Source organism: Streptomyces rishiriensis (assembly GCF_003112535.1).
Taxonomy (GTDB): Bacteria; Actinomycetota; Actinomycetes; order Streptomycetales; family Streptomycetaceae; genus Streptomyces; species Streptomyces rishiriensis.
Window position 1 is genome coordinate 133,687 of the sequence record NZ_BEWA01000015.1, and the last position, 21,292, is coordinate 154,978.

16 protein-coding genes are annotated in these 21,292 nt (G+C 73.4%); 7 read left to right on the top strand and 9 right to left on the bottom strand.

The features are described from left to right. Window positions 1-152: 152 nt before the first annotated feature. Window positions 153-863: a TetR family transcriptional regulator gene (locus tag Sri02f_RS26115; RefSeq protein WP_174855710.1), complete on the bottom strand. Its 711-nt coding sequence runs from the start codon at window positions 861-863 to the stop codon at window positions 153-155. Window positions 864-983: 120 nt separating this feature from the next. Next, window positions 984-1,832: a bifunctional methylenetetrahydrofolate dehydrogenase/methenyltetrahydrofolate cyclohydrolase gene (locus Sri02f_RS26120; RefSeq protein ID WP_109003752.1), complete on the bottom strand. Its 849-nt coding sequence runs from the start codon at window positions 1,830-1,832 to the stop codon at window positions 984-986. 196 nt (window positions 1,833-2,028) lie between these two features. On the opposite strand from Sri02f_RS26120, the gene Sri02f_RS26125 reads away from it, so the two are divergent. Continuing rightward, on the top strand, window positions 2,029-2,913 hold the full coding sequence (locus tag Sri02f_RS26125; protein ID WP_245970798.1) for a peptidoglycan-binding domain-containing protein: 885 nt from the start codon (window positions 2,029-2,031) through the stop codon (window positions 2,911-2,913). Between the two features lie 108 nt (window positions 2,914-3,021). Here the strand turns inward: Sri02f_RS26125 and Sri02f_RS26130 are convergent, their stop codons facing one another. The 6 genes from Sri02f_RS26130 to Sri02f_RS26155 all read right to left on the bottom strand — a co-directional run bounded on the left by Sri02f_RS26130 (window position 3,022) and on the right by Sri02f_RS26155 (window position 11,990). Beyond that, entirely contained in the window at window positions 3,022-5,403 is a 2,382-nt protein-coding gene (locus Sri02f_RS26130; protein ID WP_373865129.1) for a SpoIIE family protein phosphatase, read from the bottom strand. Window positions 5,404-5,502: 99 nt separating this feature from the next. Next, complete coding sequence (locus tag Sri02f_RS26135) at window positions 5,503-5,880, bottom strand: hypothetical protein (RefSeq protein WP_174855709.1); 378 nt, start codon at window positions 5,878-5,880, stop codon at window positions 5,503-5,505. Window positions 5,881-6,195: 315 nt separating this feature from the next. Further along, window positions 6,196-7,119 carry a MurR/RpiR family transcriptional regulator gene (locus Sri02f_RS26140; protein ID WP_167467622.1) on the bottom strand — a complete coding sequence of 308 codons (924 nt, stop codon included), beginning with the start codon at window positions 7,117-7,119 and terminating at the stop codon, window positions 6,196-6,198. Between the two features lie 100 nt (window positions 7,120-7,219). Beyond that, the gene (locus tag Sri02f_RS26145; RefSeq protein WP_109003754.1) at window positions 7,220-8,878 is read right to left on the bottom strand and encodes a phospholipid carrier-dependent glycosyltransferase; all 1,659 of its coding nucleotides are present in this window, start codon (window positions 8,876-8,878) and stop codon (window positions 7,220-7,222) included. A gap of 94 nt (window positions 8,879-8,972) precedes the next feature. Continuing rightward, the gene (locus Sri02f_RS26150; RefSeq protein WP_109003755.1) at window positions 8,973-10,889 is read right to left on the bottom strand and encodes a phosphatase PAP2 family protein; all 1,917 of its coding nucleotides are present in this window, start codon (window positions 10,887-10,889) and stop codon (window positions 8,973-8,975) included. 192 nt (window positions 10,890-11,081) lie between these two features. Beyond that, window positions 11,082-11,990, bottom strand: coding sequence for an N-acetylglucosamine kinase (locus tag Sri02f_RS26155; protein ID WP_109003756.1), 909 nt, complete (start codon window positions 11,988-11,990; stop codon window positions 11,082-11,084). Window positions 11,991-12,312: 322 nt separating this feature from the next. Here Sri02f_RS26155 and Sri02f_RS26160 point away from each other — a divergent pair, with 322 nt between their 5' ends. The 6 genes from Sri02f_RS26160 to Sri02f_RS26185 all read left to right on the top strand — a co-directional run bounded on the left by Sri02f_RS26160 (window position 12,313) and on the right by Sri02f_RS26185 (window position 20,589). Further along, a complete protein-coding gene (locus Sri02f_RS26160) occupies window positions 12,313-13,446 on the top strand; it encodes an ROK family transcriptional regulator (RefSeq protein WP_245970799.1) in 1,134 nt (377 codons plus the stop codon). A gap of 279 nt (window positions 13,447-13,725) precedes the next feature. Continuing rightward, complete coding sequence (locus Sri02f_RS26165) at window positions 13,726-15,054, top strand: extracellular solute-binding protein (protein WP_109003758.1); 1,329 nt, start codon at window positions 13,726-13,728, stop codon at window positions 15,052-15,054. 115 nt (window positions 15,055-15,169) lie between these two features. Further along, entirely contained in the window at window positions 15,170-16,084 is a 915-nt protein-coding gene (locus Sri02f_RS26170) for a carbohydrate ABC transporter permease (RefSeq protein ID WP_109003759.1), read from the top strand. Continuing rightward, window positions 16,081-16,983 carry a carbohydrate ABC transporter permease gene (locus Sri02f_RS26175; RefSeq protein WP_109003760.1) on the top strand — a complete coding sequence of 301 codons (903 nt, stop codon included), beginning with the start codon at window positions 16,081-16,083 and terminating at the stop codon, window positions 16,981-16,983. The genes Sri02f_RS26170 and Sri02f_RS26175 overlap by 4 nt, the downstream gene beginning before the upstream one ends. A 2-nt stretch (window positions 16,984-16,985) precedes the next feature. Continuing rightward, complete coding sequence (locus tag Sri02f_RS26180) at window positions 16,986-18,686, top strand: hypothetical protein (protein ID WP_109003761.1); 1,701 nt, start codon at window positions 16,986-16,988, stop codon at window positions 18,684-18,686. 70 nt (window positions 18,687-18,756) lie between these two features. Then, the gene (locus Sri02f_RS26185) at window positions 18,757-20,589 is read left to right on the top strand and encodes a hypothetical protein (RefSeq protein WP_109003801.1); all 1,833 of its coding nucleotides are present in this window, start codon (window positions 18,757-18,759) and stop codon (window positions 20,587-20,589) included. Here Sri02f_RS26185 and Sri02f_RS26190 read toward each other — a convergent pair. Then, window positions 20,579-21,262, bottom strand: coding sequence for a DUF6461 domain-containing protein (locus Sri02f_RS26190; RefSeq protein ID WP_245970800.1), 684 nt, complete (start codon window positions 21,260-21,262; stop codon window positions 20,579-20,581). The two genes, Sri02f_RS26185 and Sri02f_RS26190, sit on opposite strands and share 11 nt — an antisense overlap. Window positions 21,263-21,292 lie beyond the last annotated feature (30 nt).

Below are 21,292 nucleotides of genomic sequence, written 5' to 3' on the forward strand. Positions count from 1 at the left end.
CCTGCACTCGGCCGGAATCCACGTGCGCGGCTCACCCGTGCACGGACGTGCCCGGTCGACCGGTGCCACCGTGCACGCCCCACACGATATGGCACTCAGTGCCACTCGTAAAGGCACTGCGTACCCCCAAAAATGGAGAGGGTCCCGGGTGGTCAGTCGCGCCCGAGGGTCGTCTCGATCTCCTGCACGACCCGCCACAGCGGGGCCCCGCGCCGGGAGACGATGACGACGACGTCCTCGGGGCGTTCGGCGGCTCCCCGCGGCGGGTTCCCGGGCTCGACCCGCCGCTCGTCGGCGGACGGCGCCGGGGGCGAGCCGAACGCCGCCTGCACGTACCCCAGCGCGTGGTCCACGGTCGCGGTCGCCTCGCCCTGTCCGTCCGAACGCAGCCAGGAGCGCAGCGCGTTGTTGTGGGCGGCGACCACCGCGGCCGCGATCACGTCGGCCCGCAGGTTCCCGTCGCGCCCGCCGGCGAAGCGGCCCCGCAGGTACTCGGCGAGGGCGCGCTCGTAGCGCCACACCACCGACAGCTCGTACGCGCGCAGCCCGGGCACCTGCTTGGTGAGCCGGTAGCGCTGCACGGAGAAGGAGGGGTTCTCCGCGTACATCAGCAGGACCAGCCGGGCGGCGTCGCAGACGCGTCGTACCGGCTCGTGCTCCGGCCCGCTCGCGCCGAGGAAGGCCGTCATGTCGGCCAGGCACCGCTCGTGGTCGGGGAAGACCACGTCGTCCTTGGAGGGGAAGTAGCGGAAGAACGAGCGCCGGCCGACCCCCGCGAGCGTCACGATGTCGTCGACGGTGGTCTGCTCGTAGCCCCGCTCCGTGAACAGCCGGAAGGCCGCCGCGACCAGGGCGTCCCGCATCGGCGGCTTGGCCTCCGCCTTGTCAGTGGCGCTCATGCACGGAACGTAACACCTGCGACGACGTCATGGCACTCGGTTCCCTCCGCGCGGGAACCGAGTGCCGTGCGGCGTCCGCCGGCGTCAGATCCGCTCCGCGGCCTCGACGACGTTGGTCAGCAGCATCGCCCGGGTCATCGGTCCGACCCCGCCGATCGGCGGCGCGAAGGACCCGGCGACATCGCTCACGTCCGGATGCACGTCGCCGAGGATGCCCTCGACCGTGCGGGTCAGACCCACGGACAGCACCGTCGCACCCGGCTTGATCCAGTCGGGCCTGACCATGTGCGCGACCCCGGCCGCGGCCACCACCACGTCCGCCTCGCGGGCGTGCGCGGCCGTGTCCTGGGTGGCCTCGTGGCACAGGGTGACCGTGGCGTGCTCGGTGCTGCGGGTCAGCATCAGTCCCAGCGGCCGGCCCACGGTGACCCCGCAGCCGATGACGCAGAACTGCTGGCCCGTGATCGCCACATGGTTGCGGCGCAGAAGGTCGATGATCCCGCGCGGGGTGCAGGGCAGCGGGCCGGGGATGCCCAGCACCAGGCGGCCCAGGTTCGTCGGGTGGAGACCGTCGGCGTCCTTGACCGGGTCGATCAGCTCCAGCACGGCGTGGGTGTCGATGTGGGCGGGCAGCGGGAGCTGCACGATGAAGCCGGTGCACGCCGGGTCCGCGTTCAGCCGCAGCACGGCGGCCTCCACGTCGGCCTGGGACGCGTCCGCGGGCAGCTCCACCCGGATCGAGGCGATTCCGACCTGCGCGCAGTCACGGTGCTTGCCGCCGACGTAGGAACGGCTGCCCGCGTCGTCGCCGACGAGGATCGTGCCGAGCCCCGGGGTGACGCCGCGCTCCTTCAACGCCTGGACGCGCAGGGCGAGTTCGCTCTTGATGTCGGCCGCGGCGGCCTTGCCGTCGAGAAGTGTTGCGGTGGTCACGGGAGTCGGCGAGCCCTTCAGGAGAAGACGACGGTCCTTTCATCGTACGACCCGTGCGCCCGCGGCCGACCAGGAGTCCCGCCCGCCGCAGCCGTCCCGCCCGGATCGGCTTCGCCCTGCGACGCCGCCGCGCCGGGTGAACCCCGCGGCCCGTCCGCCCGTATCTCTCCCGGGGGACCCACGGAGGGAGACGAGCGTGCCGACACCGGAGGAACCCGGGCAGCCGCACGAACGAACGGTCCTGGAACCCATCCGGGTCCTGCGGCCGCGCAACACCGACGCCCTCGCGGAGCTGATCCGCGAGATGACCGAGCCGGCCCGGGACGCCGATGCCTACGAGGCGATCCCGCTGCCGCGGGAGCCGGCCGGGGGCGAGGCGCAGACGGAGGAGCTCCCGCCGGTGCGCGCGCGCACGGCGACCGCGACAGGGCCTCGCGGCGGCTCGGACTGGGCGAGTGAACGCGGCGGCCGCCGCCCCGCGCCCGCCCGCGGCCGGACGGAGCCCGGTGCCCGGCCCGGCCGCCCGCCAGGGTCCGGCGACCGGGGCACGGGCGTGACGGCGCGGGAGCGGGGCGCGTCGGGAGCCGATCCGGCGGCGCCCGGCGGACGGGCGCGCGCCCGTGCCGACTCCGACGCGGGCCTGCGGCGCGGCGCGATCACGGTGGGCGTGTGCGCGGCGGCCCTGGTCGGTTTCGCCTGCGCGCTCCTGCTCCCGGGCCGGGGCAGCCAGGCCGCCGCCGAGACGGTCCCGCCGACGGCCGCGGCCTCCTCGTCCGCGGCCCCGTCCGCTGCCGCGACCGCGTCCCCGTCCCCGTCCGCGACCGGGTCCGCCGACCCCGACGGCGCCGGCACGCTGCGCGAGGGAGACAGCGGTCCGCAGGTGGTCGACCTCCAGCGACGGCTGCTGCGCATCCCGAACGTGTACGACGGCGGGTCCACCGACGGCCGTTACGACACCGGTCTCACGGAGGCCGTGGCGCGGTTCCAGCTCTGGTACGGCATCCGCGGCGACGAGAGCGGCGTCTACGGGAACGACACCCGCCGCGATCTGGAGTCGCGCACCGCCTCGCACGCCGGATGACCGACGGCCGCCCGCGGTCGGCCGCACGAAGCCGGGGGCGCGCAGGGGCGGGGCCCCGTGCACTTCGGACCCCGTGCACTTCGGGCGCCGGGCCCGGCCGGGGATCTCCTACCGCTCGCCGTCGAGGGGCACCTGGATGTCGCACACGCAGACGTCGTCGCGGCCCTCGGGGTCGAGCAGCGCGCCGAGCAGCCGCTCCAGCGGGGCCGGGGCCGCCGCGCCGTCGGGCCCGGCGGCGTCGGCGAGCCGTTCCAGGCCCCGGTCGATGCTCTCCGCGGGCCGTTCGACCAGGCCGTCGGTGTAGAGCAGCAGCCGGTCGCCGGGCTCCAGGTCGACCGCGGCCTCTTCGTAGCGGGGCGTGTCGGTCGCGCCGAGCAGCATGCCGAAGGGCCGTTCCAGGTAGCGCGCCTCGCCGTCGCGTACCAGCAACGGCGGCGGGTGTCCGGCCTGGGCCCACACCAGGCGGCGCTCGCGCGGGCTGTAGCGCGCCATGACCATGGTCGCCGAGCCGTGCGGGTCGCGGGAGTGCAGCAGCAGGGCGTTCAGCCGGAAGAGCGCCCCGGTCAGCGAGGACCCGGTGATGATCATGCCCTTGGCGGTGAAGCGCAGCAGGGCCATCGCGGCGACGGCGCCCATCCCGTGCCCGGCCACGTCGCCCACCACGAACAGGGCGTCGCCGTCGGGCAGTTCGATGGCGCTGAACCAGTCGCCGCCGACGTTGAGGCCCGACTGCGCGGGAAGATAGGCGATGTCCACGCGCAGTCCGGCCAGCTCGACGGGCTGCTGGGGCAGGGGCAGCAGCGCGTCCTGCAGCCGGGCGGCCACGGTCCGTTCGGCCTGGAGCACCCCGTGCTGGGTGAGCATCGCCCGCTCGCTGGCGATCAGCGCGAGTTCGGCGTTGCGCTGCACGGTGAGGTCCTGCACAAAGCCGTGCACCTCGGCGGGCGCGCCATCGGCGTCCGGCATCGCCTCGGCGACCATCCGCAGATGGCGGACGCCGTCCCGGGTGGCGATGCGGAACGGGACGTCACAGGGCAGGCCCTGGCGCACCAGTTCGCCGACGGCTTTGGCCAGCACGGGAACGTCCTCGGCCAGGCCGAGGCCGGGGAGCGCGTGCAGCGGGACGACGCCCAGGGCGGGGTCGCGCTCGAAGATGGCGAAGACCTGGGAGGACCAGTGGGCCTCGCCCGTGACCAGGTTCCAGGTCGCCCAGCCCAGGTTGCCCAGCCGCTGTACGTCGGCCAGTCGCTGTTCCTGCCGGTCCGAGGGGTCGTGGCGCACCCAGCTGACGACCAGGCCGTCGCCGAGCCGTGCCGCCCGGGCCGTGTAGGTGGCCAGCTCACTGGAGCCGGCCACCAGCTGCTGCCGGGCGAACGGCTCGCTCTCGTAGGGCTCCTCGCCGCTGAGCGCCTGCAGGCACCCCTCCCACAGGGGTTCGTCGGCGACCTCCGGCCAGCACTCCAGGAAGCGCAGGCCGACCAGGTCGCGCCCGCTGCGGCCCAGGGCGTCGACGGCCCCGCCGGTCGCGGCGTCGACGCGGAAGTCCTCCACGCGGCCTGTGCCGGGGGCCAGCGGGGCGAGCAGCACCGCGGCGACGGGGAGCCGGTCGAACACCGTCTGCACGGCGTCGGCGACGGCGCCGAGGGCCGGCGCCTTGCGGGCCACGAAGGTGCGCAGCGGGCCCGCGCACAGCTGGGCGACGGCCAGCAGGTGTTCGCGGACCCGGGAGGTGAAGGGGCCCGCGGACCGGCGCAGGACGCCCAGCGCGACGTCGGCGGCGCTGCCCGTCGTCACCGGCAGCCAGGCCCGCGACTGCCAGCGCAGCGGCTGGTCCCCGATCAGCAGGTACTGCTCGGCGTCCTTGCCCGGGTCCTCCAGCCAGCGCGGCTCGTCGGCGCGCAGGGCGTCCAGCGCCGCGATCCCGCTCACGGGGGGCACCCGGCTCCACTGGTCGGCCAGGGCGGCGTCGACGCCGGCGTGCGAGAGGAGCTCCAGCCCGCCGCCGGGCGTGCGGACGTAGATCATCACGGCGTCGGCGCCCACGTCCGGGGCGAGGTGGTCCAGCAGACGGTGGGCGAGGTCCTGCGGGGTGCCGACCCGGACCAGGGCGCGGCTCAGGCGGCCCAGGGCCGTGGCGTCGACCTCCCCGGCGAACGGCGTCGGCGCCGGGCCCGGCGCGGGGGCGTGGGCCGGAGCGGGCGCCGGTTCGGCGTCGGACGCGCGGGCGAGGGCTCCGAGGGTGATCCAGCACTCCTCCAGCAGCGTTCGCCGGCCTGCCTTCGCCCGCTGCTGCAGTTCCTCCTGGGCGGCGTCCGGCGAGCAGCCGCGCTGCGCCATCAGCGCGCCCTTGGCCCGCTCCAGCACGGCCGAGGTGGCCGCCAGTTCCTGCAGGCGGTCCATCTCCGCGCGCTGGCGTGCCACCACCCGGGTCAGCGCGGCCACGTCGGGCACCCCACCGGAATCCGGGGGCGGGGCGGGTTCGCTCGTCACGCCTTGAGCATGGCACACGGACGTGGATTCGATCGTGGTCTTGCGGCAACGCCCCCGCCAGGCGCGACGCGCTCCCGGCGGGGGAGCGGTCGGCCCTGCTCAGCGGCCGTTCTGGTCCACCAGGGCCTGGGTGACGGCGCGGACGCTGCGGGCGATGTGCTGCAACTGCATCACCTCGGCGGCGTACATCTTGATGGTGTGTTCGATCACCGACTCGGGCATTCCCAGCCGGGGCAGGTCGGCGCGCGCGGTCTGCAGCGCCGTGCGGGCCACCCGGACCTCGTTCTGGACCTGGATCTGCGCGTGGCGGGCGAGCAGCACCGGGTGGCGCAGCAGCGCGGGGTAGCTCGCGTAGCGCGCGGGCACCAGCTCGCGCAGCCACTTCGCGGCCGAGCGCTCCCAGTCGTAGCTGCCGGGGGTCTTCACCTGGCACGGCCAGTCCGAGCCGATGCGCGTCGTCGTCAGGGTCATGATCATCGCTTCCGGGTGTGTGGCGTCGTGACGGTGGTCCGACGGTTCGAGGCGGCCCCGGTCCAGGGGAAGACCGGGGCCGCCGCGGGCGCTCGCGCAAGCGATGCCCCGAACACCCTGGGCGCCGACGCGGGTAGGGGACGGCGGCTTTCGGGTGCCCGTACAGGAGCCCTTGGCGGGCGGGTGCGGCCGTGAGCAGTATTTATATATGCCGTCTTCTTTGCAAGACGTATGAAAACATTCATGCGCGAAATGCCCGCACTGATCCCTTTGGTGCTTTTCGTCGAAGGGGGGTGGAGCGGGGCGGTCCGGGACGACCGGTCATTCCCTGAGGAAGAACTGGTGCTGCTCGGCGATCTGCTCGTACTCCTCCAGCCGGGCCTGGGTGCGCTCGGGCCCCGCGTCCGTCATGGCCTGGAGCAGGGCCGCGGCCATCACGCCGGGTGCGGCGTAGGAGTCGAAGACCAGCCGGGACCCGGTCCCGGAGGCGAACGTGGCGTCGGCCTCGTCGGCCACCGGCCCCAGCGCCAGGTCGGTGATCAGCGCGACCTTGAGACCGGCGCTGCGCGCGACCCGCACGGCCGTCAGCGTCTCCTGCGCGTGCCGGGGCATCGAGAACGCCAGCACCCAGGTCCCGCCCGCCTCCCGGGACTGCAGCAGCGCGTCGTAGGCGACGCTCCCGCCCCGGGTCACCAGCCGTACGTCCGGGTGGACCCGGCGGGCCGCGTAGGCGAAGTACTCGGCGAGCGAGGCCGAGATGCGCAGCCCCAGGATGGTCAGCGGCGTCGACCGGGACAACTGGCGGCCCACGTCGATGACCCGGTCCGGGTCGGCGAAGTCGCGCCGCAGGTTCTCCAGGTTCTCGATCTCGGCGTCCACCGCCGCCTGGAGCTCGTTGCTCCGGTTTTCCTCGGCCGCCGCCGGGCCGCCGGCCAGGGCGCCCAGAGCGATCGACTGGAGCCTCTCCCGCAGCGCGGGGTACCCGCTGAAGCCCACCGCGGCGGCGAACCGGGTCACCGAGGGCTGGCTGACGCCGACCCGCTCCGCGAGGTCGGTGATCGACAGGAACGCCGCCTCGGTGATGTTCTCGATCAGATACTGGGCGATCCGCCGTTGTCCCGGAGACAGCCGCGGGCCGTCGAAGAGGGTCCTGAGCCGGGAGGTCGGGGACACCTCCGCCTCCGGACCGGTTCTGCCCGAGGTGATCGCTGATGCCTGTGCGCGTGCCTGCTGCGGCGATGGCACCGGTGCGCCTCCTTTGTCTTCCACGAGGCTCAACATAGCTCAGCGGCAGGGCCCGGCAGGGAGGACCGACTCGGCCCTCCGCACCCCCGCTGATCGTGCTTTACCGCCGGTACAGGGTGATCGAGTGCCCGACCTCGTCGACCGGTCTGCTGGAGCGCAGCAGCGCCGCCAGGCGGCCCTGCGCCGTGGCGGCCGCGGAGTCCGACACGACCAGCAGCCCGTGCACCTCGCGCTCGGGCGCCCGCCGCGGATCGGAGGCCTCGATGCCGTAGTGGGCGGGCAGCCCGCTGCCCTTGTACACCAGCCACACCCGCTCGCCCGGGTACCGGTCGTGCAGCCGGTCCGCCAGCCGCCCCAGGTCCTGGCCCCAGTCCACGTTGGAGTCGCGCAGCCGCAGATGGGTCTTCGCCGGCCCGCCGAACGCCTCGTTGGAGTACGGCAGGTAGTAGGGGAACGTCCGCAGCGAACTGACGGCGACGAAGGCGACCAGCGCCGCCGCCGCCCACGGCGTCCACCGCCGTCGCACCGTCAGGAGACAGCCCGCGGCCACCCCGAGGAACATCGGCAGGAAGACGGCGTACCGGGTGCCCAGATCCCGGGCGCCGGTCATGGCCGCCGCCAGCAGCACGGCGGACGGGACCAGCACGTACGGCGCCGCGGGCCGCAGCCGGCGCACCGCGACCATCGCGACCGCCCCGGCCGCCCACAGGGCGAGCATGCCCAGCGGGGTCTTCACGATCAGCGCGACCGGCAGGTAGTACCACCGGGCCCCGGAGTACTCGTGCCCGAAGAGGAAGCCCTGCCAGGCCTGGTTCTCCAGGCCGAACTGGACCCGCATGCCGTCCCGGTACGCCTCCGGGAACGGCAGCGCCCGCACGAGGAGCCCGCGCAGGCCGTGCACCACGGGCACATGGGTCGCGTGCGGGTCCCAGCGCAGCCGTGGATCCACGACGAGATAGGCCGCCCAGACGACGGCCACCGCGACCGCCGCCACGACCCCCGCCCCCAGCAGGGCCCGGCGGAGCCCGCGCGGGCGGCGGGCCCACACCGACAGCGCCGCCAGGGCCGTCAGCACGGGCACCGCGGGCAGTGTGCTCATCTTCGTGGCGAGCGCCGCGCCCAGCGCGACGCCGGCCAACGGCAGGTACAGCCGCGGCCGGCCGTGCCGGGCACGCCACAGCAGCCACACCGACGTCAGCAGAAACCCCGCGGCGAGCACGTCCAGCGTGGCCAGCGAACCGTGGGCGACGACGTCGGGGGAGAGGGTGTACAGCGCCAGCGCCGTCAGCGCCGCGGCGGGACCGGCCAGGTCGCGGGCGAAGGCGAACACCACCAGGCCGAACAGCAGCGTCGCCGCGATCACCGGCAGTCTGGCCCACAGCATCAGCCGCCAGGGATCGTTGCCGGACTCGTACAGCAGATGCCGGCCCGCGTCCTCCTGGGCGCCGGTGAAGGGGGCGCCGACGTGCGGGTGGGCGAAGGCGACGCCGACGGCCACGACGAGCTTGCCGAGCGGCGGATGCTCCGGGTTGTGGCGCACCCGGTGCTCGTGCAGGTACTCGGCCGCGGTGGCGACGTACACCGGTTCGTCGATGGTCGGCGTCTGCTCCACCGCGGCGGTGATCATCGCGAAGGCCATCTGGCCGAGCAGGACGACCGCCAGGAGCGGGACGAGCAGCCGTCGGCTGCCCGCCGGCGCGGGCGGCTCCGGCCCCGCGCCGGGGGTTTTCTCCAGGTCCGCATCCAGTGCGCGCGCCATCGTCCGCCCTGCGGTCGCACCGTCGGACGGCGGCGGGAGCGAGGGGCGGGGGCCACCGGGGCCCGCCGCGTCTCGGCTCCCGCCACGCAGGGCGTTACCGCTTCAGAAGTCGTATCGACAGACCGTCTGCCGTGTACACGGGTACGGCTCGCAGACGGTCGGAGTTCAGCTCAACACGGTCGAACTGCCCGCGCAACGCCGATGCGCCGATGACCGGGACGAGCGCCCCCGCCGCCGGCGGCCGCTCGTCGTCCAGGCGCAGCGACAGCACCGCGCCCCGGTCGAGCCGGACCCGCCCGGACACCGAGAGGGCGGGCCCGTGGTGGGCGCGCAGCGTCAGGTCGAGCACCGCGCCGGCCTCCTGCGCCCACGCGCCGCGCACCCGCACCGGCGCGCTCGCGCGCAGCCGGCCGCCGGTCAGCCGCACGTCGCCCTGGCCGAGGGCGTTCGGGTGCCCGGCGACGAGCACGCCCGCCTCCAGCACGGTGCCGCCGTGGTAGCGGTTGTGGCCGGTCAGGGTGAGGGCGCCGGACCCGCGCTTGGTCAGGCCGCCCTCGCCCTCGATGTCGTTGCGCCAGGCGTCGGCCGCGTGGAAGCCGCCCTTGGCCGCGTCCAGGGTGACCGTGACGTCGCCGTCGAAGGCGCCGTAGCCGTCCGCCGCCGCGAACAGGTTGAGCCGGCCCCACTGCTCGAAGCCGTCCAGCAGGACGTAGCCGGAGGGCAGCGCGGTCGTGCGCAGCACGTCGCGGCGCTGGGCCGCGGTGAGGTACGGCTGCCGCGTCTCCAGCAGCACCTCGGCGCCCTTGGGCACGGTCAGCGGCTCCTTGCATCCCTCCCGGGGCAGGACGTAGGTCAGCCGGTGCTCGACGGCGCGGGCGTTGGCCTCGCGGTCGGCGTACTCGTCCGAAGCGTCGGAGTGCGCGTAGGCGAACAGGGTGTCCGGGGTCGTGCCGGTCTTCTGGGTGAAGTAGGCCAGCGCCTGGGCGCGGGCGGCCGCCTTGAGCTCGGCGTTGGCCGGGTCGGCGAGCGTGGCGGCCGCCAGCGCGGTGGCCATGATGCGGCCGCCGATGACGTCGACGGTGGAGTGCATGCCGGAGACGATCCGGGTGTCGGCGAGCTGCAGGGCGCGCGTCACCAGCTCCTGGAACCGCTCGGGGACGGCGTACGCGTACGCCAGCGACGCCAGGTGGAAGGCGTTGGTGTGCCCGCTCGGGAAACCGCCGTCGTTGGCGGGGGAGGTGCTGCGCTGGCGCAGCAGCTGCGGAACCACGACCACCTTGGAGTCGTAGACCGGGAAGCCGAGCGCGTCGGTCTTCCCGGTGTCGACGACCTGGCTGTTCTCGTTCATGCGCCACGGCCGCGGGTACAGGTAGGCGTACTTGCTCGGGTTGCCCGAGGCGTAGTTGCCGCGCACGGTGTCCACGAGCTTGGCGACCAGGCCGAGATCGGAGGCGTACGAGCCGGCGCCGAGCGCGGAGCCGGCGGGCGCGTCGGCGGGCACGGCGTCGTCGATCTTGGTGGCGGGGGTGGTGTCCGGCGCGCCGGTGATCGACGTGACCGCCTTGGCGCCGGCCTTGTACAGATCCGCCAGCGGGCCCAGGCCGGCGATCGTCGAGTAGCTCTGGTGCTGGCGGTCGTAGACGAACGCCTCCTTGCCCTGCGCCTCCGTGCGGGCCCGCGTGACGGCGATGCAGTAGCGCATGTTGGCGCGCAGGATGTCGGGCCGCAGGGGCGTGCCCGTGTTCCAGGCGGAACCCGTCTTCCAGACCCGGGCGAACCCGTCGAGGGCGCGCACCACGGCGTTCGTCTCGGGCGTCAGGTTGGCCGGGAGGTTCGTCTTGTAGTCGTCGACGAACGCGAGCGCGGCCGTGGCGGCCTTGGCGTCGGCCGCGCCCAGCCACGACACCAGCGTCGGGGCGGCGACCAGGGCCGCCGAGCCTCCGAGGGAGGTCTTCAGAAAGCGCCTGCGGTTCACGGCCGAGGGGGTGGAGAGCCCGGCGGAGGACGGCATGGGTGTGCCTCTCTTGAGTTCTTCGGCCGTGTGGCCAGAGGGAAGAGGTGCGAGCATGTTCGGCTCGTCGGACCGGTGTCGACCGGTGAGCCGGATGACGCGTCTGAGCGAAGATCTACGGCGGGGTCGTGTCGCTTCCGCGATGACCCGGCGACCGGTGCGTGTCGCCGAGGTGAACGTGCGGCCGGCGGCTCACAGCAGCGAACGGGCCAGCGCCACCGCGCCCTCGACCGGCGCCGCGGTCAGCGGCCGGGGCCGCGCTCCCGGCAGGACGGCGGCGAGCGCGGCGGTGAACGCCTCGTACAGCACCGGCCGGCCGAGGACGGTGCCTCCCGCGACGACCACGTCGTCGACCGGGACCCCGCGCGCGGCGAGCCGGACGACGAGCGCGGCGAGGGCCCGAGCCGCCTCGGCGATCACGACGCCGGCGAGCGCGGAGCCCTCGGCGGCGGCCGTGAAGACGACGGGGGCGTGCCGGCCCCACTCGGCGGAGACGTCCGTGGCGCTCTCCAGCGCCGCGCCGAGCGCCGGGACCTCGGGCACCCCGAACGAGGCGAGCAGACCGAGCGCGAGGGCGTCGGGTTCCTCGCCCCGGTCGTGCGCGGCCCACACCGCCCGGGCCGCCTCGCGGACCAGACCGGCGCCGCCGCCCTCGTCGCCGAGGACCGCGCCCCAGCCGCCCACCTGGACGACGACGCCGTCGGGCAGCCTGCCCACCGCCACCGAGCCGGTGCCCGCGACCAGGCCGACGCCCTTGTCCAGGCCGGCGGCGGGAACGAGCAGCTCGGCGTCGCCCACGACATGTACGGGGGCCCCGAGCAGTTCCCGCAGCGCGACCTGGATCCGCGCGCACTGCGGGGGCGTCTCACAGGCGTGCGCCCCCACGGCGAGCGCCGACGGGAGCGCGCCCGCGGGAAGGGCCTCACGGACGAGACCGGCCAGCCGGCGTGCCGCGTCCGCCGGTTCGTGCGGCCGCCAGCCGCTGGTGGCGCGCACGTGGTCGGCCACGACGACGTCGCCCGCGACCGCGCGCAGATGCGTCTTGGTGCCGCCCACGTCGACGCCGACCACGAGGGGGCTCGAAGGGGGAGAGTCCTGCACGGATCCTCTTTCGTCGATGCGCTGGAAAGCTGCGACGGCGGGCGAACCGTGACCACGCGAGAGTGACTTGGCGAACTAGGGAAGCCCCGGGACGGGCCTCTGACGAAGCACGGCATGCGTATACCGTGAAGTTCGTTAGGAAGTTAACTAACGAAGTACAGTGCGTCAAGAGGAATCGCGCACTCGACCACCGGGCAGCGTTCTGCAGCCGCCGCGGAGCGGGAACGCGCGACGTCGGTGCATCCCATCGCCGGCAGCCCGCCGAGACCGTCGGCCGGGCGCGCGGCCCTGTACCCGTGTGGGGGAATCTGTGGAACGCGACGTGGTTGAAGCCCCCCGCCTGACCGAGAGCGCGAGCGCCGTGTTCGCGGTGCTGGCCCGGGCGGGCAGCGCGACCCGGCCGCAGCTCGCGACTCTGGCGGGGCTGTCCAAGCCGACGGTGTCCTCCGCCGTGGCGGAGCTGGAGGGCGCCCGGCTGGCCACGCACTCCGGCACCGCCTCCAGCGGCACCGGCCGCTCCGCCGCCGTCTACTGCCTGGGCCCGGCCGCCGGCGCCGTGCTCGCCGTCGACCTCGGCCCGGCCCTCACCCGGGTCAGGGGCTGCGCCCTGGACGGCGCCCTGCTCGCCGAGGCCACGGCCTCCCGCGAGGACGCCGCCGACGCCGTGCGCGAGGCGCTCGCCACGCTGCCCGCGGGCGTTCCGCTGCGCTCCATCGTCGTCGCCGTCGGCGACGTCCTCGCACCCGACCGGCAGGGCAGCGGCATGCGCCCCGCCACCGCCAAGGCGGGGCCGGTCTTCGACGCGATGGCCGTCGCCCTGCCCCCCGGCGTCCCCGTCCACCTGGAGAACAACGTCAACTGCGCCGCGCTCGCGGAACTCCACGAGGGCGCCGCCCGGGGCCGCCACACCTTCGGCTACCTGCGGATCGGCGTCGGCGTCGGTCTGGGCATCGTCGTCGGGGGACAGGTGCTGCGCGGCTCCAACGGCGCCGCCGGAGAGCTGGCGCGGCTGCCCTACCCCTGGGACGACGGCCGGGAGCCGCGTCAGGAGGCCCTGGAGGAGTACATCGGCGCGCGCTCCCTGCTGCGCCGGGCCGGGGCGGCCTGGCAGCCTGCCGACGGCCCGTGCCCGCGCACCACCGACCGGCTCTTCGCCCTCGCCGGGCAGGGCGGGGAGACGGCCCGCGCCGTGGTCGGACGGCATGCCGTGGACGTCGGCCGCCTCGCCGCCGCCGTGACCGCCGTGCTCGACCCCGGTCTGATCGTGCTGGGGGGCAGCACCGGCGCGGATCCGCAGCTCCTGCCCGGGGTGCGGGCCGAGCTGGCGCGGCTGAGCTGGCCCACCGAGGTGGTCAGCAGCACGGTCGGGGATTCCGGCACCGTCGCGGGCGCGGCACGGCTCGCGGTCGCCCGGGGAGTCCAAACCGTGACCCAGGCCGCGCGGGCTGAGCATTGACGGCCTCCGACTCGGTCTGCCAATGTCCGGACAAGCGCTTTCTAAGTCGGTCGGGACACCGGCTTGGGGTGAGCGTCCCGCCCGTGCCCGATGAGGTGCGGCAGCCGCACGAGGGCGTACTCGTACGGTGACGGCCCGCAGGCCGGGGAACGCACCCGCACAGGCGACGCGGCCGGGCGAGGCCGCGCCCCCGGAAAGCGAAACCTCCTGCAAAATGCACCCGTGCCGCTCCGGTCGGCGCCGTGCTCCGTCCCCTACGACGAAAAAAAGGGATCGAAGATGACCACTGTGGGTGTGCGGCGCTCCCGCCGTCTCGGCCGCGGCGGCATACGCCGCCTGGTTCCCCTCGCTGCCGTGGCTTCGGCAGGCGCCCTGCTGCTCTCCGCCTGCGGGTCGGACGGCGGCTCGGGCGGGACCTCCAAGTCGCTGACGTTCTGGATCTCCACGGTTCCGGGGCAGGACGCGGGCTGGAAGAAGCTCGTGGCGCAGTACAAGAAGGAAGCCGGCGTCGACGTCAAGCTCGTCAACATCCCCTACGACGGCTACACGACCAAGCTGAAGAACGCCGCGCAGGCGAACTCGCTGCCCGACGTGGCCGCCGTCCCGGCGCTGGACCCGATCTGGTCGTCCAAGCTGATCGACCTCAAGTCCATCGCCGAGAACAAGACCAACAAGATCAACGCGAACTTCATCGCCAAGGACTCCTCCGGGAAGGTGCTGGCCATCCCCTCGGACGTCACCGCGTCCGGCCTGTACATCAACAAGACGCTGTTCAAGAAGGCCGGCGTCGCCTTCCCGGCCTCGCCCGACAAGACCTGGACCTGGACCGACTTCATCAAGGCGGCGAACACCGTCCGCGAGAAGACCGGCGTCAAGTACTCCCTGACCTTCGACCAGTCGCCGTCCCGGCTCCGCGCCATGGTGTACGAGATGGGCGGGAAGTACGTCCACGCGGACTCCTCCGGAAAGTTCTCGGTGGACGACGCGACCAAGAAGGCCGTGAACTACTTCGTCGGACTGAACGACGACAAGACCATGCCGAAGTCGGTGTGGACCAGCGGCGCGGACCCGTCGGCCATGTTCCAGAGCGGTGACGTGGTCGCCTACTGGTCCGGCGTGTGGCAGGTCGCCTCCTTCGCCGACAGCATCAAGAAGTTCGACTGGGCGAGCGTCCCGACTCCCGCCCAGCCGGTGCAGGCCTCCGACGTCAACAGCGGCGGCATGATGGTCGGCTTCAACAACAACGGCGACGCGGCCACCGCCACGACCAAGTTCATGTCCTGGCTGTACGAGCCGGACCACTACCGCGTGCTGTGCGAGACGTCCGGCTTCCTGCCCGTCGAGAGCGGACTGGACCCGAAGTACCCCTTCACCTCGGAGGCGGCGCAGGCGGCGTTCAAGCTGTACAACGAGGAGATCCCGCTCTACGCCCCGATCTCCGGCTACTTCAACGGCGCGCAGACGGACTGGGTGCTGAAGGGCAAGAGCCTCACCGAGGACCCGACCAAGACGGAGCTCGGCAAGGCGATCAACGGCCAGCAGTCGGCCGACAAGGCCCTGGAGAACATCGTGGCCGGCTACAACCAGCAGGTCGGCGGCGGGTCGTAGGCCGCAGGGCGGGCGGCGGCGTCTCGACGCCGCCGCCCGCCCTGGGCGCCCACGTGATGCCGGGCTCATGGCGTGAGCCCACCGAGATCCCTTCCACCAGCACGGAGTCAGGAAGATGACCAAACGCGCCCCGGACGTCTCCGCGAGCCCGCCCAGGACACGACGCAGCACCTACGTCTTCGCGCCGCTCGTCCTCATCGCGGCCAACGTCGTGCTCTTCTCGCTGTTCTTCGTCTGGCCGGCGGTGATCGGGCTCGTCTACTCCTTCACGAACTACACGGGCGTCGGGGCGTTCCAGTTCGTCGGAGTGGACAACTACCACCACCTGCTCGGGGACTCCGCCTTCTACAGCGCGCTGACTCGGACGCTGCTGTACGCCGTGCTCTTCGTCCCGCTGAACTTCGCGCTCTCGCTGCTCACCGCCAACCTGCTGGTGAGCAAGCACGCCAAGGGCGCGTCGGTCGCCCGCGTCCTCTTCTTCATCCCGTGGCTGCTCTCGCCCATCGTCGTGGGCGTCCTGTGGCGCTGGCTGTTCGGCGAGAACTTCGGACTGGTCAACTACGTCATCGAGAAGTTCGGCGGAAGCGCCGTTCCGTGGCAGTCGAACGCCGACCTGTCGTTGATCGTGGTGGTGATGGCGGCGTCCTGGGCCTGGACGGGCTTCTCGATGCTGCTGTTCATCGCGGCGATCAAGAACGTGCCGGTGTCGTACTACGAGGCGGCCTCGCTCGACGGCGCCGGCCCCTGGCGGCAGTTCATCAGCATCACGCTGCCGAGCATCGCGCCCACCTCGTTCATCGTCATCCTGCTCAACACGATCAACGCGATGAAGGAATACCCCGTGTTCGTCGCCCTCAACAACGGCGGACCCGGCACCTCGAACAACCTGCTCGTCCAGTACATCTACGAGACCGGCTTCAAACGGGGCCAGATCGGCTACGCGAGCGCCGCGTCGTTCGTGCTCATGCTCATCCTGATGGCCGTCGCGCTCGTCCAGCTCTTCGTCAACCGGCGGGTGGAGAACCGATGACAACCACAGACACGCCCCGCCCCGTCGACGCCGGCCCCGGACGGGCCGTCTCCAAGAAGCGGCCCGGCGGTACGGGCAGCGGCGGACTCAGGCGGGCGGTGCCCGCGACCACACTGCTGTGGATCCTTGCGTGCCTGTACGGGCTGCCGGTGCTGTGGTTCATCCTCAGCTCCCTCAAGCCGGCCAGCGAGCTGTTCTCGTACCCGCTGACGCTGGTCCCGCACAACCCCACCCTGTCGGGCTATCTGACGGCGTGGCGCAGCGCCAACTTCTCCCAGTACTTCCTCAACACGGCCCTCGTGTGCGTGATCACGACGATCCTCACGGTGGGAGTCAGCTGCTGCACCGGCTACGCCCTGGCCAAGTACGACAACCGATGGCTCAAGGCCTTCTTCCTGTGCATCCTGGCCACCACGATGCTGCCGGGCGAGGTCATGCTCGCCCCGGAGTTCCTGGTGGTCCGCAACCTCGGCCTCTACAACTCTTTCGCCGGCATCATCCTCCCGGCCGTGCTCACCGCGACCGGATGCTTCATGTTCCGCCAGTTCTTCCTGACCGTTCCCGACGAACTCGTGGAAGCCGCGCGCATCGACGGCGCCCGCGAACTGTCGATCTTCCTGCGGATCATGGTGCCGATCTCCCGGCCCATCATGCTGACCCTCGCCATCCTGTCCTTCCAGTGGCGCTGGAACGACTACATCTGGCCCCTCCTGATGCTCAACGACCCCGACAAGTTCACCGTGCAGATCGGCATCCAGAGCATCGTCGGCGCGCAGAACATCAACTGGTCGGTGCTGCTCGGCGCCTCGGTCATCTCCATGATCCCGCTGATCGCCATCTTCCTGGTCTTCCAGCGCTACGTCATGGGCGCCGACATCAACGCCGGACTGAAGGATTGACCTTGCCCTTCCCGCTCGACCACGAGTTCGTCCGCGCGGCAGCGCTCGCCGCCGACGGGTCGGCCGACCCGTCGGCGGAGTTCATCGAGCCGCACCGCGCCCTGGCCCGGCGGGTGAAGACCCTGGTCGCGGCGTACCGCTCGCCGGAGTCGGCCCTGCACGGCAGCGAGCGGGCCGTCGCCGCCGCGCTGACCCACCTGCGTGCCCTGCGGTCCGTGCAGACGGCCTCCGGCCTCTTCGCGGGCGGCGACAACGTGCAGTCGCCGCCGGACTCCGCGTTCACCGTCAACGACGTGTGCGACGCGCACGTCCTCGCCGCGGCCGCCGGACCCGAAATGGCCGACGTCACGGCGGCGCTCGCCGAGATCGCCGGCGCCGCCACCGAGAGCCTCCTGACCGGTGGGGTGCACACCCCCAACCACCGCTGGGAGCTGTCCGCGGCGCTGGCCCGGCTGCACCGGTCGTTCCCGGACGACCGACTGCTCGCCCGCGCCGAGGAGTGGGTCGCCGAGGGCGTCGACATCGACGCCGAGGGCCTGTACTCGGAACGCAGCGCCGTCTACGCGTCCATCGTGACCAACCCGGCGCTGCTGCTGCTGGCCGAGGTGCTCGGGCGTCCCGACCTGGTGGACGCCGTCGAACGCAACCTCACCGCGACCCTGGACCTGATCAGGCCGGACGGCACGGTGGAGACCGTCCACTCGCGACGGCAGGACCAGCGGATGTCGTTCGCGCTGTGGCCCTACCTCCCGTACTACCGACTGCTCGCGATCCGCACCGGCCGGGGCGACTTCGCCCGCGCGGCCCGTATGGCGGCCGCGGACGGCATCCACGACCCCGACCTGCTCGCCCAGACCCTCCTCACTCCGGATCTGGCCCGCGCCCTGCCGGCCCCGGACCCGGAACAGCTCCCGCGCGACCGGTACCTCCCCACCGCACGGCTCGCCGCACACGCCTCGGCCACCGCGCACACCGTGGTGTACGGCGGCTCCGACGTGCCCGAGCATCGGCGCATCCGCTCGGGCCTGGCCTGCAACCCCACCTTCCTGCGCCTGTTCGCCGGTGCCGCCGTCCTCGACGCCGTCCGGCTCTCCCGCGGCTTCTTCGACCTGGGCCCCTTCCGCGCCGCCGAGATGGAACGGCTCGCCGACCACCGGTACCGGCTCACCCAGACCCTCACCAGCGCCTACTACCAGCCGCTCCCGAAGGACCGCAGGCGCGACGACGGCGCCTACCGCCTGGTCGACGAGGGCCGCTTCTCCGCCGCGATGGCCTTCCCCGACCGCCCCCAGGACGAGGTCTCCCACACCACCCGGATCGAGGTCGACCTGCGGGACGACGGCGCCGACCTGCGGATCGACATCAGCGGACCACGGGTGCCCTGGGCCCTCGAGCTGACCTTCCGGCCCGGTGGCCTGCCGGAGGGGGCCGAACAGCTCGGCGACGGACGCTGGTGCCTGACGACCGGGCCGGTGACCTACCGGGTCGGGGACGACGAGATCCGCGTCGAGGCCGACGTCGAGGCGGGCGAACCGCTGGCCGGGCCGGACCGGAGCGACGTGCTGCGCTACGACCCGGGCCAGGACTACACCGTGGTGGGCGGCACCGACGCGACGACCGGGACCCGCGTCTACATCGGTGGACAGGGCCCGCACACTCTCACCGTCGCCCTACGCGCCCGCCGGCCCGCACCCGGCGTGTGACCCCGACGACCCACGCCATGGCCATCTCCGGCATGAAGGGCTGATCCCCGTGCACCTCACGTCCCCTCCCGTGCACCTCCTCCACCAGCGCGGCCCGCTGCACGACCTGCCCGACACCCCCGAGGCATACGACGCCGTCCTCGCCGACGTCACCGAACAGGCCCTGCGTCGGCTGACGCCGGACGGGAACCTCGAACACCCCGACGCCGACGACGACATCGGCGACACCTCTCTCGGCATCACCTCCCTGCTGGCCCTGGCCTGGCGCCGCACCGGGGACCCGCGCCTGCCGGAGGCGGTGCGCCGCAGCCTCGCCTTCCATCTGCGCGAGCGGGTCTACCGGGAGGACAACCCCGGCTACCCCAACCTGACGGTGCGCGGCTCGGGGCTCCCGTACGCCCGGTACGTCCTCGAAGCGGGCGCCCACCCCGTCGGCGACTGGCCGAGCACCGTGTGGGCGCTGCTGCAGGCCGTGAACGTCCTCGACATGGCGGACGGCCTGGTCGACGACGAGCAGCGGGCCGACCTGCTGGAGGTCGCCCGCGGCTACTGGAGCTGGCTCACCGAGGCGACCTTCTTCAACCCGCAGGAGGCCGGCAACCAGGCCATCGGCTGTGTGGTGGGCGGACTGATGCTGGCCCGTCATCTCCCGCCGGAGGCCGCGGAACCGGTCCGCACGCGGGCCCTCACGCTCTACACCGACGAGATCCGCGCCCACCGGGTGCGCGACCGGGGCGCCCTGCTGCCGCCCGAACACGGCGGCGCCTACGACAACAACTACGGCCCGATCTCCCTGTCCTTCCTCGCGCAGGCCCACCGGATCAGCGGCGAGGAGATGTTCGCCGAGGACGGCGACGCCCTCGCCCGCTACATCGACGCCCGTCTCACCGGCGGCGGCTTCGACAACGGCGGCCCCCGCTACAGCGAGCAGCACTCGGCCTTCGAGTCGGTGCTGGGCCTGCGCTACTTCGGCGCCCGGATCGGCGCGGACCTCGGCCGCTACCGGGGCGACAGCCGCTGGGCCCGGCACGCGGTCGGGGCGGACGGCGGGGTCGACGGGCACTTCGCGTGGATGCTCGTCTGGCAGACACAGGACACCGCGCGCTGGCGCCGCGAGCCGTCCTCGCACGCGGCACGCCACCAACTGCGCGCCGGCGCCGTCTCGGTGGCCTTCGACGACCGGATGACCCCGGCGGTGATCGAGGCGGGCGGGACGTACCTCCTGGCCGCCGCCGTCGACCGGCAGCACGGCTTCGGCCCGGTCTGCGACGGCTTCCTGCTGTGCCGCCCGATGGGCGAGGTCCGCGTCCGCGACGTCCGCGCCGACGGCCTGACCGCCAAGCTCGTCACCAAGCCGGTCGTCGGCCGCGACCACGTCCTGCGGTACGTGCGCTCCCTGTACGTCACCGACGGCACGACCCTGTGGACGGCGGTCGCCGTGGAACACCTCGACGGCACGCCGTACCTGCTGGCCGGCATGCCCTACGCCGAGGACGACGGCGACCGGGTCCGCCGCACGGCGCGGGCCGCCGTCTCCTCGCCGGGCTCCCTGCGCCTGACGCACCCCGAGGCGCCGGGCCCGGACCATTTCGACGCCCGCGCCGAACTCACGCAGGAGCAGGCCGCCTTCGCCCTCGCCGCCGACCCGCGCGGCTACGGCAACCCCGACGAGGGCTGGCGCCACCTGGTCGGCTCGACGGCGCTGGAGGCCGGCCCGATCGCGGACGCGCCGGACGACCTGCACGTGTTCGCGGTGCGCTACGGCGCCGAGGAGCCGTTCGCCGCGTCGGCGGAGTGGGGCGAGGAGGGGCTGACCGTGCGCACGGACGCCTTCACCGCGGTCCTCGGGCCGGACGACGCGCACGCCGAGCCGCAGCTGACGCTGCGCGCCGTCAGCCGCTGAGCGTCATCCGCGGGGCGCCCCGCACCGCGTACGCGGGCAGCCGGGCGTCCCGCAGGAAGGCGGGGGAGAGGGACAGACCGAACCGCCGCTCCACGACGCCCAGGCTGCGACGGTAGCCGGTCCGGTAGTGCTCGTCCTCCGGCGGCAGGTACGTGCGGCCGTCGGCGCTGAGCACGCCCGCCGCGGCCAGGTCGGGCAGCAGCAGGTCCGGGTCCTCGCCCCAGCGCCACACCTCCTCCGTCAGCCCGTAGCCGGACACGCACACGCCGTCGCGCGCGTAGTGGACGTCGGCGGGCGGGTGCTCCTGGGCCGGCACGTACCGCACGACCTCGACGCCGTCGCGCGAGATCTCCGCGAGCAGGTCCCCGCCGGTCGAGTCCCCGTACTCCAGGGCGAACGCCCACTCCCCGGACACGCCCACGCGGATCACGCCGTCCCCGTCGGCGGCCGGCCGCCACTGCGTGATCCCCAGCCGCCACACCTCGGCGTCGGTGACCGGTTCCGTCGCCCCGCCCGGCTCGGCTCCCATGCGCCGGGCCAGCTCCTCGGGGGAGATCCCGCGCGCGAACACCACGCTGGACATCCAGCCGTCCAGATCCACCAGCCACACGATGCCGTCGCGCGGTCCCCGGTCCGGTCCCCCGCGCAGTCCGTCACTCAGTCCCTCGTCCATGGTCCCGAAACTAGCGTGCGCCACCGACAA